Source organism: Acetobacter malorum, assembly GCF_001580615.1.
Classification (GTDB): domain Bacteria; phylum Pseudomonadota; class Alphaproteobacteria; order Acetobacterales; family Acetobacteraceae; genus Acetobacter; species Acetobacter malorum.
In genome coordinates this window covers 16,651-32,440 of record NZ_LHZC01000027.1, presented here as the reverse complement: position 1 = coordinate 32,440, position 15,790 = coordinate 16,651, and the positions used below count along the sequence as shown (strand labels likewise).

General features: G+C 58.3%; 17 protein-coding genes. 7 read left to right on the top strand and 10 right to left on the bottom strand.

Translation table 11 applies throughout. The annotated features are described in order from the left end of the window. From AD930_RS00960 to AD930_RS00950, 3 genes are all read right to left on the bottom strand, one after another. Nucleotides 1–321: hypothetical protein (locus tag AD930_RS00960; protein ID WP_061504791.1), on the bottom strand; the 321-nt coding region annotated here is incomplete at its 3' end. A gap of 32 nt (nucleotides 322–353) precedes the next feature. Next, nucleotides 354–1,037, bottom strand: coding sequence for a V-type ATPase subunit a family protein (locus tag AD930_RS00955; protein ID WP_244150444.1), 684 nt, complete (start codon nucleotides 1,035–1,037; stop codon nucleotides 354–356). 463 nt (nucleotides 1,038–1,500) lie between these two features. Continuing rightward, a complete protein-coding gene (locus AD930_RS00950) occupies nucleotides 1,501–2,079 on the bottom strand; it encodes a cob(I)yrinic acid a,c-diamide adenosyltransferase (RefSeq protein ID WP_061504789.1) in 579 nt (192 codons plus the stop codon). Between the two features lie 72 nt (nucleotides 2,080–2,151). Between AD930_RS00950 and AD930_RS00945 the strand changes: the two genes are divergently transcribed. Both AD930_RS00945 and AD930_RS00940 read left to right on the top strand, forming a co-directional pair. Beyond that, nucleotides 2,152–2,535 carry a DUF423 domain-containing protein gene (locus AD930_RS00945; RefSeq protein WP_061504788.1) on the top strand — a complete coding sequence of 128 codons (384 nt, stop codon included), beginning with the start codon at nucleotides 2,152–2,154 and terminating at the stop codon, nucleotides 2,533–2,535. Then, entirely contained in the window at nucleotides 2,532–3,476 is a 945-nt protein-coding gene (locus AD930_RS00940; RefSeq protein ID WP_061504787.1) for an SAM-dependent methyltransferase, read from the top strand. Before AD930_RS00945 ends, AD930_RS00940 begins: the two co-directional genes overlap by 4 nt. Here the strand turns inward: AD930_RS00940 and AD930_RS00935 are convergent. Beyond that, nucleotides 3,459–3,761: a hypothetical protein gene (locus AD930_RS00935; protein WP_052404037.1), complete on the bottom strand. Its 303-nt coding sequence runs from the start codon at nucleotides 3,759–3,761 to the stop codon at nucleotides 3,459–3,461. The genes AD930_RS00940 and AD930_RS00935 overlap by 18 nt on opposite strands. 74 nt (nucleotides 3,762–3,835) lie before the next feature. Continuing rightward, entirely contained in the window at nucleotides 3,836–4,423 is a 588-nt protein-coding gene (locus AD930_RS00930) for a hypothetical protein (RefSeq protein ID WP_061490558.1), read from the bottom strand. A 67-nt stretch (nucleotides 4,424–4,490) separates the two neighbouring features. Between AD930_RS00930 and AD930_RS00925 the strand changes: the two genes are divergently transcribed. Together AD930_RS00925 and AD930_RS00920 are read left to right on the top strand one after the other, a co-directional pair. Continuing rightward, complete coding sequence (locus AD930_RS00925; protein WP_082781595.1) at nucleotides 4,491–4,736, top strand: DUF1653 domain-containing protein; 246 nt, start codon at nucleotides 4,491–4,493, stop codon at nucleotides 4,734–4,736. A gap of 175 nt (nucleotides 4,737–4,911) precedes the next feature. Beyond that, on the top strand, nucleotides 4,912–5,361 hold the full coding sequence (locus AD930_RS00920; RefSeq protein ID WP_061504786.1) for a CHRD domain-containing protein: 450 nt from the start codon (nucleotides 4,912–4,914) through the stop codon (nucleotides 5,359–5,361). Between the two features lie 151 nt (nucleotides 5,362–5,512). Here AD930_RS00920 and acs read toward each other — a convergent pair whose 3' ends face one another. Together acs and AD930_RS00910 are read right to left on the bottom strand one after the other, a co-directional pair. Continuing rightward, nucleotides 5,513–7,438, bottom strand: a complete 1,926-nt coding sequence (gene acs, locus AD930_RS00915; RefSeq protein WP_061504785.1) for an acetate--CoA ligase — start codon at nucleotides 7,436–7,438, stop codon at nucleotides 5,513–5,515. 237 nt (nucleotides 7,439–7,675) lie between these two features. After that, on the bottom strand, nucleotides 7,676–8,128 hold the full coding sequence (locus AD930_RS00910; RefSeq protein WP_043551999.1) for a DUF2501 domain-containing protein: 453 nt from the start codon (nucleotides 8,126–8,128) through the stop codon (nucleotides 7,676–7,678). 550 nt (nucleotides 8,129–8,678) lie between these two features. Here AD930_RS00910 and AD930_RS00905 point away from each other — a divergent pair. The 3 genes from AD930_RS00905 (at nucleotide 8,679) to AD930_RS00895 (ending at nucleotide 14,168) form a co-directional block, all read left to right on the top strand. Next, on the top strand, nucleotides 8,679–9,383 hold the full coding sequence (locus AD930_RS00905; protein ID WP_061504784.1) for a GntR family transcriptional regulator: 705 nt from the start codon (nucleotides 8,679–8,681) through the stop codon (nucleotides 9,381–9,383). Between the two features lie 340 nt (nucleotides 9,384–9,723). Continuing rightward, complete coding sequence (gene putA / locus AD930_RS00900) at nucleotides 9,724–13,359, top strand: bifunctional proline dehydrogenase/L-glutamate gamma-semialdehyde dehydrogenase PutA (RefSeq protein WP_156476791.1); 3,636 nt, start codon at nucleotides 9,724–9,726, stop codon at nucleotides 13,357–13,359. 125 nt (nucleotides 13,360–13,484) lie between these two features. Next, entirely contained in the window at nucleotides 13,485–14,168 is a 684-nt protein-coding gene (locus AD930_RS00895; protein ID WP_061504782.1) for a YoaK family protein, read from the top strand. Nucleotides 14,169–14,235: 67 nt separating this feature from the next. Here the strand turns inward: AD930_RS00895 and AD930_RS00890 are convergent, their stop codons facing one another. The 3 genes from AD930_RS00890 to AD930_RS18030 all read right to left on the bottom strand — a co-directional run bounded on the left by AD930_RS00890 (nucleotide 14,236) and on the right by AD930_RS18030 (nucleotide 15,735). Beyond that, nucleotides 14,236–14,667 carry a hypothetical protein gene (locus tag AD930_RS00890; RefSeq protein WP_061504781.1) on the bottom strand — a complete coding sequence of 144 codons (432 nt, stop codon included), beginning with the start codon at nucleotides 14,665–14,667 and terminating at the stop codon, nucleotides 14,236–14,238. Nucleotides 14,668–14,704: 37 nt separating this feature from the next. After that, complete coding sequence (locus AD930_RS00885) at nucleotides 14,705–15,235, bottom strand: hypothetical protein (protein WP_156476790.1); 531 nt, start codon at nucleotides 15,233–15,235, stop codon at nucleotides 14,705–14,707. A 338-nt stretch (nucleotides 15,236–15,573) separates the two neighbouring features. Beyond that, nucleotides 15,574–15,735 carry a hypothetical protein gene (locus AD930_RS18030; RefSeq protein ID WP_167375123.1) on the bottom strand — a complete coding sequence of 54 codons (162 nt, stop codon included), beginning with the start codon at nucleotides 15,733–15,735 and terminating at the stop codon, nucleotides 15,574–15,576. Nucleotides 15,736–15,790 lie beyond the last annotated feature (55 nt).

Here is a 15,790-nt window from a genome sequence, read left to right as displayed (position 1 = left end):
ATGCGCCGCGCGCGGGCTGCCACAGGCCAGAACAGAGCACAGTCCGCCCACGGCAATAAAGGCCGCTGCGATGATGGCACGAAACGGATGGCGCAGCATACTGGGCGTAAGACCGCCCATCACACTGTCCAGAGAGGACATGTCTGACGACCAGCCAGCCAGCCCGAACAGGAAGGTGAACGGCAGAATCAGCACGCCAAACACATCTTTGAGCAGCGTCAGAAAGCTCATCACCACCGGAGGCAGCAAGACGAATGCCACCCCGAGCGCGACATCCACTACCAGAACGACAAGTGCGGGCGTGACAGAATTATTCTTCATGCCCGCACTTTACTGCAAAATGTGTCAGGATTTCAGTCTTTCCACCACTTAACGGGCTGCGGCTCATCATTTTCCACCACCAGCACCTCGTCTTCTTCCGCCGCAGTTTCAAGCGGTTTCAGGCGCGGGCGACCGCGCGGGCGCGCTTCCAGCTTTTTGCGCAGAGCCTGCATTTCTTCTTCCAGCGCTTCCACGGTGCGCTGGGCGCTCCGCAGGTTACGACCGGCTTCAGTCAGCTCTTCCTCACGCTGGGTCAGCTTGCCTTTCAGCTCACGCACCATGATATCCGCATGGGCCTGACGGGTTTCAAGCCCGCGCTGCGCGGTCTGCAAGGACTCAATCTGGCGTTCGGCCTCTTCAGCACGCAGTTTTTCGTCTGCCAGCTGGCGGCGCAGTTTGGAAACTTCCGAGTTTTCTTCATCGGAAAAATGCACAGCGCGCGATGTGGTTGCCGTGCGCGGCATGGCCAGCGTGCGGGGCGTTGTGCGCGCCAGAGAATGTTTCTCTACCTGCACATCACCATCTTTTACAAAACGGCGGCGTTTGCCCTGAGCGGGATCTGCTGCGGGGCGAGGCGTTCCTGCGCGAGCGCGGCTGGGCGATCCAAGCCGTTCCAGAGCGTTGCGCAGGGAGGCTTCTTCAAAAGCCTCATCACGTTTTTCGTCACCCCGTGAGGTGGATAAAAATGATGGTGTCTTCATAAATTCGGAAGTCACGCTTCTTTATACTTTCCTGACTCTGTCAAACATGAAAACCGGATTTGCCACACAAAACTGATGCTGGACGATGCGCCCACTCCAGCCAGAGCAATCCGGAAAACGTTTTTCCCTGCCAAGGGCAAGGTGGGTGTGACCCAACAGGTTCCATGATATTTGTTGGTAAAGACCTGCCTGAGCTTTAAAAGCACTTAGACGGGTTTGTCGCTCCTGCTTATCACGCATTTCCCGGTTTTCAAAGGGTTTCTGGGAATAGCGCGCCTGTTTTCTATGAAAAATCCGTCATTTATCGCAGCATACCGCCTGATCTGCTTAAAACAGCGCAAGAAGAACTCTTAAAATGTCTTTGCAAAATGGACTGTATTTTTAAAAATTTCTTAGCGGAACACTATAATCATTTTTTAGTGTTATTACTTCAAAAACACGGGTGGTTTTAGAAAAACAACCACCCGTAAACCTGATTTTATACCGCTACCCGCTGCGCTGCCGGGGTCCAGACAAGGTCCGTCCTGCCATCCTGATTAAAATGCCGTGCCAGCACGAAGAAATAATCAGACAGCCGATTCAGCATTTTTAAAAGTTCCGGGTTCACGGCCTCCTGCTGCGCCAGTGCCACCACACGCCGCTCTGTTGTACGAGTCTGTGTGCGGGCCAGATGCGCCCATGCGGCGGCCTGTGCGCCGCCGGGCAACACAAAACTGGTCAACGGGGCCTGCGCCTGCCGCAACTGCTCTATCCAGCGTTCCAGTTCCACCACACTCTCACCACTCAGGCGGCTGGCTTTGTGCGCTTTGGGGCCTTCCGGCTGGCACAGGTCGGCCCCCATATCAAAAAGCCAGTTCTGGAGCTGCGCCAACTGGCTGGCATCTGCGCTCTCCGCCGCCACATGGCTGCGCAACAGCCCGACCACGGCATTCAGCTCATCCAGACATCCCATAGCTTCAATCCGGGTACTGTCCTTGGTCACGCGGGAACCATCACCCAGAGAGGTCTGCCCGGCATCACCACCACGGGTCACAACACGATCAATGCGGATACTCATACGCTCATCCTCTTTCCTGATGGCAGGTTTCTGCTTCCGCCCTGCCCGGTTCTGCCTCTATAAGGCGGCATCATGCTTTCATTATCCAGTCTTCCCCGTTCATGGCGCGTTTGCGGCGCTCTGCTTGCTGGCACCGGCACCATTATGGGCGCGCTCACCACCCATCTGCCCGAGGCTGATTTTGGCCCCGGCGGCCGCCTGATGGCGCATGGCGCACTGGAAATGCAGATGTGGCACGCCCTCGCCCTACTGGCGCTCGGCCTGACTACGCGGGACCGCCCGACCAAACCGCTGGTACTTGGCGGCTGCGGTCTACTGCTGGGCACGCTGCTGTTCTGCGGGGGCGTGTATTACACCGCCTTTACCGGCCAGCATGCCGCCCACGTGGCCCCAACCGGGGGAAGCATTCTTATTCTTTCATGGCTCTGCCTTGCTGCCGGATGGGTACGCGGATGACCGAGATTATTCGTGGCGCATGGCTTGGGCCGGAAGGGCTGGAAGCGGTTCTGGAACAGGATTTGCAGCGGCGCGGCGTCACCGTAGACCGCTGGCACGGCCAGCTCGCCTTATCCTCCCAGCCCTCCGTGTTTTCACCCTGGGCGCTGGATGTGTGGGAAGAGCCGGAACTGGTCACCATTCCCTCCATCAAGGGGGCCGCAAAAATCCTGCGTGGCCGCCAGCGGAACTGGAGCCTGTATGCCGCAGATTTCTTCCGGCGCGCTGCGCTGATTGAAAGCAATCTGCCCCCCATCAAAGCCGCCCTCCTCACCTTCCCGACGGCAGCACCCACTGCGCCACTGGGCGCGTGGACGTTGCTGAGCCCGGAAACCATGCTGTTTTCCGCCCGCAAGAGCAGTCCGTTTATTAACGGTGCGCCAAAATTTGTGGAAAACCGGACAGGGCCGCCGTCCCGCGCTTATCTGAAACTATGGGAAGCCTGCACCCTGCTGCGCCGCTGGCCGCAACCGGGTGAAACCTGTCTGGATCTGGGTGCCACACCCGGCGGCTGGACATGGGCTATTGCCGAGCTTGGTGCGGATGTTACGGCCATTGACCGCGCCCCGCTGGACCCGGCTGTAGCCGCCATGCCGCATGTGCAGTTCCAGCAGGGGAGCGCCTTTGGGCTGGAACCCTCGTCCTTCCCGGAAGTGGACTGGGTGTTTTCCGATATCATCGCCTACCCGGCCCGCCTGCTGGCACTGGCCAGACGCTGGATTGAGTCAGGCCGCACCAAGAATATGGTGCTGACGGTCAAATTTCAGGGTGAAACGGACCATGAGACCGTGACAGCCTTTGAGGCCATTCCGGGTGGCAGCCTGCGCCATCTGGCCCATAACAAGCATGAGCTGACGTTTTTCTGGTCACAGGCCGAGGCTGCCTCAGCGACTGCGGTCTAATAGCCCTTCGCCCCAGCGCACCAGAACAATTGCCAGCAGGAAACACAGCACCATCAGGCCAGCAGCAATCATCTGCTGCTGGCTGGCGTTGCCATCGGCGGCCAGCACCTGAAGCACAGCAGATCCGGCATGCTGGCCTGTTTTACGGTCCACCCACGGCAGCAGGCTCAGTCCTTCCCGCAGCAGGGCAATCAGCAAAGCCGTCAGCGCTACGGTACACAGTGTTTTCAGCAGGGTACGCCCGAGGCTGCCTGCGGCAGTCGGGGGGTGCCTTTTATCCGGCATGCAGTCTCCGTTCTTTTTTCAGGCCATCACAGCCAGCCGACGGCCACACCGGGCCGGCTTGTCCAACAGGGTCTTTATTCAGAAACCGGATGGCCGCTTTTTTTCATAGCCGCCTGATGGCGACGGATGGACGTTTTGAAGCCCGGCAGGTCAGTCGCCACCAGTGTGTCGGTATAGGTGCCTTTTTTCCAGATCCAGCGATCAGACCCGTCCACCAGAATATCTTTCATGATGCCATGCGTTGTGGGCAGCAGGCTGATGGGACCACTGACGGAATCCAGCACTTTGGTCCAGCCACCTTTCTGCTGCAGGTAAACATCGGTCGAACAGCCCGCAGAGCCGCATAGGCTGGCGGACTGCACCTGCACAAACAGGCCGATACTCTTGCCCGTGGTGGAAAGCGGAGCCGAGCCAATCAGCACAAGCGGTTTTTCATGGTGCCGGGCGGCGGAGGCCAGATCTTCCGCATTCAGGATGCGGGCCTGTTTATCCAGTGCGGAGCCGGGCTGGCTGGTCATCACCACCGGGTCCCCGCTCTGCTGTGCCGTCCCCTTGCTGGCATGCCCTTTGTGCGCGCTGCTTTTGTGCGTGCTGGCCTTTCCGTGTGTTGCGGCATGGCCGGGCACGGCGCTTAACGCCAGCACGGCAAGGCCTGCCAGCATCCGGCCTGAAAGAACATGTCGGTTCAAGGTTGCGATCCCCCCGCAAGCTGTGGAACAGAAGACTACCATGAAAATGCACGATCCCAATACGCTCGATACACCCGAACCCGACCATCCGCGCCCCGGCCCGTACCGACATTATAAAGGCGGACTTTATACCGTGATTTGCGTAGGGCGCCACAGCGAGACCGAGGAATGGCTGGTCACCTACCGCAGTGAAGCGCGCGGGGATTACTGGGTGCGCCCGCTGGCCATGTGGCAGGAAACCGTAAACGGTGTGCCGCGTTTTGCTCCCATCGCGCTCTCTGAATAGTCAATAAATAACGCTTTCAAAACTATTCGCCAGCGTATTCATCAGAAATAAAGACATTTCTCACAACACAAACATGCGCTCTTTCAGAAATTTCTAAAAACCCAATTTGGAACCTTTTTAGAAAGAGCGCGTTTAGACCTCCTGTAAGACAATTATACTTCGACAGGAGACGATTATGATTCCAAAAAAACATTTTACGCTTAGTGCTGCTCTTCTGACCGGTGCTCTGGCTTTTGCGCCAGCTCTTTCCCACGCAGAAACCATCCAGTCCGAAGGCATCTTCGCCAGCGAGAAAGCCTCTCCGTCCCACGTGACGGGCGGCGTGCGCGCCACGCTGGAAACCGAGAACAATCTGCTCAGCTACACCATCACTTGGAACAACCTTTCCGGCCCGGTGACTGGAGCTGAACTGATGGCCGCAAAAGACCTGTCTAAAACCGCTGAAAAGGTTGCGGACCTCAAAGGCCCCTACGTTGCGCCGCTGACGGGCACACTCACCCTCAGCGCGGACCAGATTGATCTGTATCGCCACGGTCAGCTGTTTGTGGGTCTTGGCACCGTAGCCCACCCGCATGGTGAAGTGCGCGCGCAGCTGGTCCCGGCTCCGGGCAGCAACACCAAATAATCTGAACACATTTGTCTAAGTGTTGAGATAGAAAAGGGGGCTGGCCACATGGGCCGTCCCCTTTTCGCTGTGTTATGTGACACGGAATTTCCAGCACAATCAGGGCTGGGGACGCGCTGCACGCACCTCCTTCTCGTGTCGCACCAGAACCTTACGCGTCCTGCGTCTTCACCAATGCAATCAGTTCCTGCACAATGTCGGGGTCTGCCAGCGTGGACAGATCGCCCAGCCCTTTCAGGTCATGCATGGCAATCTTGCGCAGCAGGCGGCGGACAATTTTGCCTGACCGTGTTTTGGGCAGGTCCCGCACCACATAGATTTTCTCGGGCACTGCATACCGCCCAACCCCGGCAGCTACAGCGCGGTTGACGGCTGAGGGGTGGAACACACCCTCTTCCTTTGGCACCACGAACACCACCAGCCCCTGACCTTTGAGGTCATGCGGAATGCCAACAGCGGCACTTTCCACCACCTCGTGGCCCATCGCCACGGCGTCCTCAATTTCCGCCGTGCCAATCCGGTGGCCGGATACATTCACCACATCGTCCACGCGGCCGGTAATCCAGTAATAGCCATCCGCTTCCCGACGTGCACCATCCCCGGTGAAGTAGTAGCCCGGACAGGTGGTAAAGTAGGTCTGACGGAAACGGTCGTGGTCTTTCCAGATAGACAGAGCCTGCCCCGGCCACGAGCGCGCCATGCACAGCAGCCCTTCCCCCGGACCTTCGACGAGTTGCCCCTGCGTATCGAGCAGCGCAGCGCCAACGCCCGGCAACGGCAGGCACGCGGCACCGGGGCGCGGTGTCACACAGCCAGCGGCGGCGGTAATCATCACGCCGCCGGTTTCCGTCTGCCACCAGGTATCCACCACCGGGCAGCGGCCTTTGCCGACTTCATCATGGAACCACTGCCAGGCTTCCGGGCTGATGGGCTCGCCCACCGTACCGATCACCCGCAGGCTGGCCAGTGAACGGCTCCGCACCACATCATCACCTTCCCGCATGGCAGCGCGCACCACGGTCGGAGAAGAATAGAAGGCTGTTACGCCATACTGGTCGATCACATCCCACCAGCGGCCCGGCGCGGGCCATGAAGGCAGACCTTCATACACCAGAATGGTGCCGCCATTGGCCAGCGGGCCATAAACCACATAGGTATGGCCGGTAATCCAGCTGGTATCGGCCGTGCACCAGAAAATATCGTCCGGCTTGTGGTCAAACACAGTGGCATGGGTAAACGCCGCCCAGACCAGATACCCACCAGAGCCATGCACCAGTCCCTTAGGCCGCCCGGTGCTACCGGATGTGTAAAGCAGAAAGAGCGGGTCCAGCGCGCTCATGCTTTCTGCCGGGCAGTCCGGCAGTTCCTGCGCCACTTCATCCGCGTAAGACAGATCCCGCCCCGGCTGCATGGGCACGTCTGCGCCGGTCACAGCCACCACCAGAACATGCTGCACGCGGCTTTCCGCGCCACAGCGCGTAATGGCCTCATCCATGGTCGTTTTGCTGGGAATGCGCTTGTCGCCCCGGCGCGCCACATCTGCCGTCAGCACCAGCACGGCCCCGCTGTCGCTCAGGCGCTCGGCCAGACCATCGGCAGAAAAACCGCCAAACAGCACCACGTGCACCGCACCAATGCGGGCACAGGCCAGCATGGCGATCACGCCTTCCGCCACCATGGGCAGATGGATGGCAACGCAATCACCTTTTTTGACACCCAGACGCCGCATCACATTGGCAAGACGGCAGACGCGGGCGTGAAGCTCCTGATAGGTCAGGCTTTCCTTCTGGTCCTCATCCTGCCCCTGCCAGATCAGCGCGACCTTATCAGGCTGGGTGCGGACATGCCGGTCCAAACAGTTTTCCGAGACGTTCAGCCGTCCGTCAGAAAACCAGTCAATGCGCACATCGTTCTTAAAGTCAGAGCGGGACGCCTGTTGCGGCGGAATATGCCAGGCCAGCTTGCGGGCCTGATCCAGCCAGAAGGTCTCAGGATCCTGATGCGCCTTTTGCACCATATCCTCATATTGCCCGGCTGTCAGACCTGCTCCAGCCGGAGCTTTAAACGCTTCTGGCACGCTCGTTCCGCTCCTTATCTTTTTCTACCCTGCTCTGTCTGATTACAGGGGCAGAATGGTTTTGATCACATCGGGAGCAAGGGGGAAAGGCACAGCGACTTGATCAGAACCATTAAACTTTGGTCATTACAACACAAAAAAGGCCAGCCGCGATGCGACTGACCTTCCTGCAAACCCCCTGTCTTTCCGGGCTGAGAGGCAGAACCCCTCACCGCAGAAGAGAGATAAGGCGATGCCTTACAGAGCGGCTTTGGCGCGATCCAGAACAGCCTTACAGGTCTTCTGGCGCACAGGAATGCTGGAGGTGGCAATGGAATAGGTCTTGCCATTGGCCTGCAGCTGGCCTGCTGTCCCACGTGCGTAGAACATGTTGCCTTCCTGACCGTCCGGCACGGCGTTGGTTTTCTGATTATAGGACTGCAGCACCTTAAAGGCGTCGTCATAATCAGGAACGTAGTTGCCCTGCGTACAATAGTTCAGCAGGCCACCCACTTCAGCCGGGTCGATGGAACCAACATAACCGGACAGGTCCGTATCGGTCAGCTGCGCCGTTTTGCCACCAGATTCAGCCTGCTCGCCCCCTTTGGAGACAGGAGCCGGGGTATCGGCAGCATGTGCAAAAAGCGGCGCGCCGGCCAGCATAGTCGTAACAGCAAGCGCCGACAGGGCACGTACGGAAATCAGTTTCATTCAGAATCTCCCTAGCGGAATATGCGCCAAACTGGCCTGCAAATTCAGGAAAGATCAAGCCAGCCCCCTGCGCACCAAGAGCATGGCAGACCACAGATAATCCTCTGCTTTCTGACAAGTGCGCAGCGCAACCGGATCAAAAAGTGGCCCGTCCGCCTGCCTTTTACTGGCCACATGGCAGGCGAGGAACCGCCATTCCGCTTAGCCTCCCCACCATGCTCATTTTTGATCTGATAACAAAACACCTTGATGAGAGAGGCGCTTTTGGCCTTATCCCCAAAGCAGAACCCTCCGCTTTGTCCGCCAGACCACTCTGCCCATCGCAACACCCCGAAGGACTGCGCCAGATCCTCTGTTAGCCCCTGGCACCCCCACCTAGCCCCACACGCCAAACCATGCCCACCGCCCCTTCCGTGCCGTTCACGATAGTGTGACCAAAGGCCCCAACCCCCTGTTCCGGCAGCTTTATGCAAACTGATTGGACAGAAGGCCTCTGCTGGCTATGATAGATAGTCACGAGTCAGAAACGATCTGAAGGGAGCCGTCGTCCATGCTGCCGGCCAGTCTTTTTCACCAGACCGAGTTTGCAGGCCACGGTAAGGCATCGGAAACCATTTGCGACGCTCTGCGCAAAGCCATTCTGGCGGATAGCCTGCGCGCGGGGCAGCCACTCCCGCAGTCCGAACTCGCCGCAGGCTTTGGCGTCAGCATTATTCCCGTGCGGGAAGCCCTGAAGCATCTGGAAGCCGAAGGGCTAGTGACCTTCCAGCCCAACCGGGGTGCCATGGTCATGGGGCTGGATGCGGCGGACATTCTGGAATACTCGCAAATCCGCGCCCTGCTGGAAGAGCAGGCGGCGCGGGATGCCGTCGCGAACCTGACCCGCGTAGACCTTGCCCATATAGAAGATGCCTATGAGGCCTTTGTGGAAGGCACCCGCAACCCGGACACCACCCGCCCTTCCGGCGCGCTGAACCGGGCTTTCCACAACGCGATTTATGCCGCCGCCCGCAAACCCCGCCTGCTGGAAATGATTGACGACCTGCACAACCGGCTGGACCGCTACATTCGCGGGCATCTGGTGCTGGAAGGCCGCAAGACCGTGACCGACGCAGAGCATCTGGCTATTATGAAAGCCTGCCGCGCCCGCGATGCCGAACTCGCTGCCCGCCTCACGCGCGAGCATATTCTGGAAGCCGCCCATATTTCCGCCGAGGTCTTCCGCAACAAAAACGGTCTGGACGAAGCCGGCTGAATAGCCCACAGGCTGCACTGTTAAAGGCTGCCTGTAACGCTCTTTACAGCGCCCACCCGACTTATTTTCTAAAAACTCCGCACAGCGGTCGTGCCGATCCGGGCTGTATGCATGCCGTCTTATGGCGTGCGCCCGCATAAAACTGCGCAACGCACACGAGTCTGAACACCGCCACATTCCGCAGAAATCAGGCGAAATCATCCTCTTAGCCATTCTCTTATTATATGATTTTGCAAATCATATAATATCGTGTAACGAGGAAAAATCGTTGTGAAGCCAAAACTTCCTGAGTCTCCCCGCAGCCAGTGAAGTCAGGCTTGTCCTGTTCGGAATTCATGCCATGTCCTTATCTGACTCTTTTGCGCCTGCATTCGCCTCCCGAAGCCCGCTGCGTCAGGCGATTATCCAGGCCATGCGCCAACCGGAAGAGCATTGCGTGGCGGCTCTGACGCCCGACGCCACGCTGACGGCAGAAGACGGCAAACGCGTGACCGACCTTGCCGCCGGTCTGGCCACCTCCCTCCGGGCGGAACGTAACCCCGGTATTGTGGAAAGTCTGGTGCAGGAGTTCGCTCTTTCCTCAGCCGAGGGCGTGGCGCTGATGTGTCTGGCAGAAGCCCTGCTGCGCATCCCCGATACCGCAACGCGTGATGCGCTGATCCGTGACAAGATTGGCGAGGGCGACTGGCTCTCCCACATCTCCCGCAGCACGCCGATTTTTGCCAATGCCGCCGCATGGGGGCTGGCCGTAACGGGCAAGCTCGTCACCCCGCAGGATGACAACAGCCTGAAATCCGCCCTGCTCGGTTTTGTCAGCCGTGGCACCAAGCCGGTCATCCGCAAGGCCGTCGATGCCGCCATGCGCATGATGGGCGAGCAGTTTGTGCTGGGGGAAACCATTGAAAAAGCCCGCGCCAACAGCGGCAAGCTGGAAGCGCTCGGCTTTTCCTATTCCTATGACATGCTGGGGGAAGCAGCCCTCACCGCGCACGATGCCGAGCGTTACAAGCAGGATTACCTGACCGCCATTCAAGCCATTGGCCGGAGCGCGCAGGGTGCCAATGTCTATGAGCGCCCCGGTATTTCCATCAAGCTCTCCGCCCTGCATCCGCGTTATGCCCGCGCGCAGCATGAACGGGTGATGACGGAACTGCTGCCGGTTGTGCAGGAACTCACCCTGCTGGCCCGCAAATATGACATCGGCCTGAATATTGATGCCGAGGAAACCGAGCGTCTGGACGTCTCGCTCGATCTGCTGGAAGCCCTGTGCCACACGCCGGGTCTGGAAGGCTGGAACGGCATTGGCTTTGTGGTGCAGACTTACGGTAAACGCTGCCCGTATGTGCTGGATTACATTATCGACCTCGCCCGCCGCAGCAACCGCCGCATCATGGTGCGTCTGGTTAAAGGCGCTTACTGGGACAGCGAAATTAAAAAGGGACAGGTTGAAGGCCTGACAGACTTCCCTGTCTATACCCGCAAAGCCCACACGGACATCAGCTATATTGCCTGCGCGCGCAAACTGCTGAACGCACGGGATGTCATTTTCCCGCAGTTTGCGACCCATAACGCCCGCACGCTGGCCACCATTTACACACTGGCAGGCGAAAAATTTGAAGTCGGCTCCTATGAATTCCAGTGTCTGCACGGCATGGGGGAACCGCTTTACAAACAGGTTGTTGGCGCTGACAAACTCAACCGCCCGGCCCGTATTTACGCGCCCGTCGGCACGCATGAAACGCTTCTGGCGTATCTGGTGCGTCGCCTGCTGGAAAACGGTGCGAACTCCTCCTTCGTCAACCAGATTGGTGACCCGGCCATTCCGGTTGCAAGTCTGGTGGAAGACCCCATTCAGGTCGCGCACAACTTTACACCGTATGGCGCATCCCACCCCGATATTCGCAAACCGCCAGCCCTGTTTGGGGCCGAACGCCGCAACTCTGCGGGGACGGATCTGGCGGATGACAGCGTGCTGTCCGACCTGCTGGACGGCCTGACCAAAGCCTCCGGCCCCTGGCAGGCCGCCCCCATGGTGGTTGGCGTCAAACCCGGCAAAAAAACACAGCCCGTCACTAATCCGTCCGACCGGGGCGATGTGGTGGGAACAGTTCAATACGCCACCCCGGATATCGTGAAAAAGGCCGCCGCCGCTGCCATTAAAGGGCAGGCAAGCTGGTCCGATCTTACCCCGCAGGCGCGTGCGGATATTCTGGTCAAAGCGTCTGACAGCCTTGAAACCCACCGGGATGAACTGCTGGCCCTGCTCTCCCGCGAAGCCGGGAAATCCCTGCCAAACGGTGTGGCGGAAGTGCGGGAAGCAGTCGACTTCCTCCGCTATTACGCCGCCACCACTGCCCGGGATTTTGACAACGCCACCCATACCCCGCTGGGTGTAGTGGCCTGTATCAGCCCGTGGAACTTCCCGCTGGCTATCTTCCTCGGCCAGATTGCCGCAGCCCTTGCCGCTGGCAACGTGGTGCTGGCCAAACCGGCGGAAGAAACCCCGCTGATTGCCGCCCTTGCTGTGCGTATCCTGCGGGACGCCGGAGTGCCCGATGCTGCCCTGCAACTGCTGCCGGGTGAAGGCGACATTGGGGCAGCACTGGTGGGGGATGACCGCGTTTCCGGCGTGATGTTCACCGGTTCCACCGTCGTGGCCCAGATCATCAACCGTCAGCTTGAAGGCCGCCGCACCCATACCGGCCAGCCGGTGCCGTTTATTGCGGAAACCGGTGGCCAGAACGCCATGATTGTGGATTCCTCCGCTCTGGCCGAACAGGTGGTGATGGATGTGGTCGCCTCCGCGTTTGATAGCGCCGGGCAGCGTTGCTCCGCCCTGCGCGTGCTGTGCGTGCAGGAAGATTGTGCCGAGCATGTGCTGACCATGCTGCGCGGCGCCATGCGGGAACTGCGCCTTGGCAACCCCGCTCTGCTTTCCACCGATGTTGGTCCGGTTATTACGGCAGAAGCGGCTGAGGGCATTACCAAACACGTTGAAGAGTTCCGCCAGAAAAAAGCCCCGGTTTATGCGCTGCCTCTGCCAGAACAGTGCGCCAACGGCAGCTTTGTGGCCCCCACGCTGATTGAAGTCGCCAATATCCGCGAGATTGGCCCGGAAGTCTTTGGCCCCGTGCTCCACGTTCTGCGCTATTCCCGCAGCACACTGGACACTGTGATTTCCACCATTAATGAGACAGACTACGGCCTGACCTTTGGCCTGCACACCCGCATTGAATCCACCGTGCAGCATGTGCTCTCGCGCATTGATGCCGGCAACCTCTACGTCAACCGCAACACCATTGGGGCTGTGGTCGGTGTGCAGCCGTTTGGCGGGCGTGGCCTGTCCGGCACCGGCCCCAAGGCGGGTGGTCCGCTCATTCTGCGCCGCCTACTGGCACAGGCTCCGGCCCTGCCGCCGCTGGTGCGCGGGCGTATTCCCGCCACCATGGCAAGCTGGACGGACTGGCTGCGCGAACAGGGTGAGAGCAAAGCGGCCTGCACGGCAGCCGCCCTTACGCGCCAGACACTGGTGGGCGGGCAGATCACCCTCCCCGGCCCGGTGGGGGAAAGCAACCTCTACAGCCTGACGCGGCGCGGCAACATTCTGTGCATCGCCCAGACAAAAGCTGGTTTGTATGACCAGATTTCTCTGGCGCTGTCCGGGGATAACGCGGCTCTTGTTCTGGCAGACAGCAGCCTGACCGGGTGGATCGCCTCCCTGCCGGATGCGCTGCAACTGGTCATCCGCCCCGTCACCTCGGCCAAGGAAGAACCCTGCGCCATTGTGCTGGGGGAACAGGATGACGCCGTGTTTGCCGAAGCCCGCAAGGCGCTAAGCACCAGTGACCGCCCGATTGCCTCCGCATGGCTGACGGCAGCTGGCCTGCCTGCGCCGGAAAGCGTGGTGGAAGAGCAGTGCCGCAGCATCAACACCACTGCGGCAGGCGGCAATGCCAGCCTGATGGCGCTGGGCTAAGCCCTGCGCTTATCCCTGCACTCCGGACAACGCAGGCAAGAGACTCAACACAAGCCGGGCGAATAGTGATATGACGCCCGGCTTCCCCGATCTCTTCCCCTGTTTATCTTTTAAGTGGAGACCCTATGAGCACCCGTGCAGGACATGACCCCCGACTGGTTATCAGCATCATTCTGGTAACCATGGCCATGGGCATGCTGGACGCTATTTCCCTGCTGCACCTGAAGATTTTTGCCGGATACATGACCGCGACCGTCCTGCTGATGGCCGTGCATATCGCCACATCAGAAAGCGTGGTGCTCTCCGGGTTTGAAGCCATTGGCCTGTATCTGCTAGGCGCGCTGACGGGCGGCCGCCTTGTGCGGCGGGACCGCACCGTGCGCCTTGCCGTGGGCGATGTTCTGCTGGTTGTGGGCACCATTGTCGGGCTGACGGCACTGGAATGGGCTGCGCAACCGCCGGGCTGCACCTATATCACGCTCGGCCTGCTGGCCTTTGCCATGGGGCTGCAAACCTCCGCCACCCGCCACGCCAAGGTTGCGGATATGAGCCTGCCCGCCGCCACCATGCTCCTGCATGGACTGGCGCATAACAGCACTTTTGCCGGTGGCACCAACCCCGGCACGTGGCGTCGGCTGGCCGCCATCAGCAGCCTGTTTGTGGGGGCTGTGATTGGCACCCTGACGTCCAGCCACAGCATTTCACTCGCCATTGCCATCGCGGCCGGAACCATCCTCAGCGCAGGCGCACTGCTGCATGTGCGTGAACATAAACTGCTGGCGCATCTGGACCGGATTACGGTGCATTAAAACAGTTGCAAAGACTGGTACGACGGCAACCGGTGACGACTGCCGTCGTAGGTAAATAACCCTTAAATCAAACTGTAACAATCATCTTCCCGTCTGGGGGATATCCGAACGGACTTTCTGGGGAGTGACTCCACAAAGGAAGAGCTTCACGAAGATGCTGCTTCACATCCTCGATCTCCTCCAGAGAGGGCGCATAGGATACCCTCGTAAAACTTCCGTCATGCGCCTGTTTTATTTTATAATATTGTCCAGACGCAGAAACTCCTATTACACAAACCGTGATATCGTCTTCTACATAATTATTTTCAATGTAAAAAACACCTTCCATGCTATTTTTTTGATAAATTAAAGTGTAAATATTTGCTTCAGGGATAGTTGTTCTCCACATAATAGTAACCCCATCATCCGAAACAATAGCCGGCCGTTCCACCGCAGCCTTATAGCCTTTTCCCGCCTCACCACCTGGCTCAATAATCCCCTTACCAAATATCCACTTCATAAAAGTCCCCTCTATCCAATCTTAAAAAAGCTCTAAGTTATAGAACGATTCTTACATCCCCTTTCGCTTCATCTGCAAAACGCTTGGACGCCGCGAGCCAAAGCTGTTCTTCCTGAGAAATCTGAAAAGGTTTGCCAGCAGCGATATGCTCGACAATCGCTTTCTCAATATTCAGGCCCATTTCAGTACTTCCAATCCAGTACGCTCGGGAGCCTGTCTTGCGTTCAGCTTCAAACTCTGCTTGGTACCAGTTAACCGGCTCAGCACTCATGATGACATTGGCGACCGGACCATCCTCATTACTCGTAAAGCCGGGCCATGCCAAAAGCGCATCACGCAGGTTGGTCATAATCTCCAGTAACTCTTCCGATGTCGGGGGACGCGCAAGACGCACCCTTGCTTCTGGCCGAAGAGCATTAGCAATATCGGACTTCAGATAAACCGTTACAACAGTGACCTTCTGACCATTCATGAAATGCGAGGATTTTGAAAGGGTCACATCGAGTTTTGCAGTAGCAGAGTCATAATAAAGGATTAGAAAAGGACCGGGTATACTCCGGCGCAGCATGATACACGTACCTTGCCCGTCCGAAAGCACGGGGTGACGGACCTTTACTCCTTGTGAGCCGGAGGGCAGGACAGATACAGATTGTGTCCAAGGCATTAATTTCCCCTTCCTTCGTGGCATGGTTTTCTACTAAATTTTAATTAAAAAAATTAAAAAAACGAGCAATAAATTTATTGCTTGATATTAGTTTTTTTCTGAAAAGATTACCTTCTGAAGCGAACACCTCACATCCAGCCCTCAAATCGAAGTACAAAAGCACCATTGCCAGAACGCCCGGAACTCTCAGTATAATCGAGCCCTTCTTGGCGAAGAGCCCGATTATACAGCGGTGCACCTGACTATTTCTTCGGTGTTTTCTCGGGTTTTTTCGGAGGGTCCCGGTCTCCCGTCACCCCACTGTGGGACGGCGGATCGCTCGCCGGAAAGCTGTCGTCCAGAGTGTCGTCCAGATTTTCTTCCTGAATCTGTCGTTTGCCGTTTTTGTCTTTTTTATCGACCATGACACAACCTCACATTGATCTGTGAAAAAGCGCCCCTCACACGGGAAGACGGCAG

Excerpts from the sequence above, each read along its gene's own strand:
- AD930_RS18030 (WP_167375123.1), bottom strand. The coding sequence starts at position 15,735 with ATGGTCGATAAAAAAGACAAAAACGGCAAACGACAGATTCAGGAAGAA.
- AD930_RS00930 (WP_061490558.1), bottom strand. The coding sequence starts at position 4,423 with ATGCTGGCAGGCCTTGCCGTGCTGGCGTTAAGCGCCGTGCCCGGCCAT.
- AD930_RS00895 (WP_061504782.1), top strand. The coding sequence starts at position 13,485 with ATGAGCACCCGTGCAGGACATGACCCCCGACTGGTTATCAGCATCATT.
- AD930_RS00910 (WP_043551999.1), bottom strand. The coding sequence starts at position 8,128 with ATGAAACTGATTTCCGTACGTGCCCTGTCGGCGCTTGCTGTTACGACT.
- AD930_RS00920 (WP_061504786.1), top strand. The coding sequence starts at position 4,912 with ATGATTCCAAAAAAACATTTTACGCTTAGTGCTGCTCTTCTGACCGGT.
- AD930_RS00905 (WP_061504784.1), top strand. The coding sequence starts at position 8,679 with ATGCTGCCGGCCAGTCTTTTTCACCAGACCGAGTTTGCAGGCCACGGT.
- putA (WP_156476791.1), top strand. The coding sequence starts at position 9,724 with ATGTCCTTATCTGACTCTTTTGCGCCTGCATTCGCCTCCCGAAGCCCG.
- AD930_RS00885 (WP_156476790.1), bottom strand. The coding sequence starts at position 15,235 with ATGCTGCGCCGGAGTATACCCGGTCCTTTTCTAATCCTTTATTATGAC.
- AD930_RS00945 (WP_061504788.1), top strand. The coding sequence starts at position 2,152 with ATGCTTTCATTATCCAGTCTTCCCCGTTCATGGCGCGTTTGCGGCGCT.
- AD930_RS00925 (WP_082781595.1), top strand. The coding sequence starts at position 4,491 with ATGAAAATGCACGATCCCAATACGCTCGATACACCCGAACCCGACCAT.
- AD930_RS00950 (WP_061504789.1), bottom strand. The coding sequence starts at position 2,079 with ATGAGTATCCGCATTGATCGTGTTGTGACCCGTGGTGGTGATGCCGGG.
- AD930_RS00935 (WP_052404037.1), bottom strand. The coding sequence starts at position 3,761 with ATGCCGGATAAAAGGCACCCCCCGACTGCCGCAGGCAGCCTCGGGCGT.
- AD930_RS00940 (WP_061504787.1), top strand. The coding sequence starts at position 2,532 with ATGACCGAGATTATTCGTGGCGCATGGCTTGGGCCGGAAGGGCTGGAA.
- AD930_RS00890 (WP_061504781.1), bottom strand. The coding sequence starts at position 14,667 with ATGAAGTGGATATTTGGTAAGGGGATTATTGAGCCAGGTGGTGAGGCG.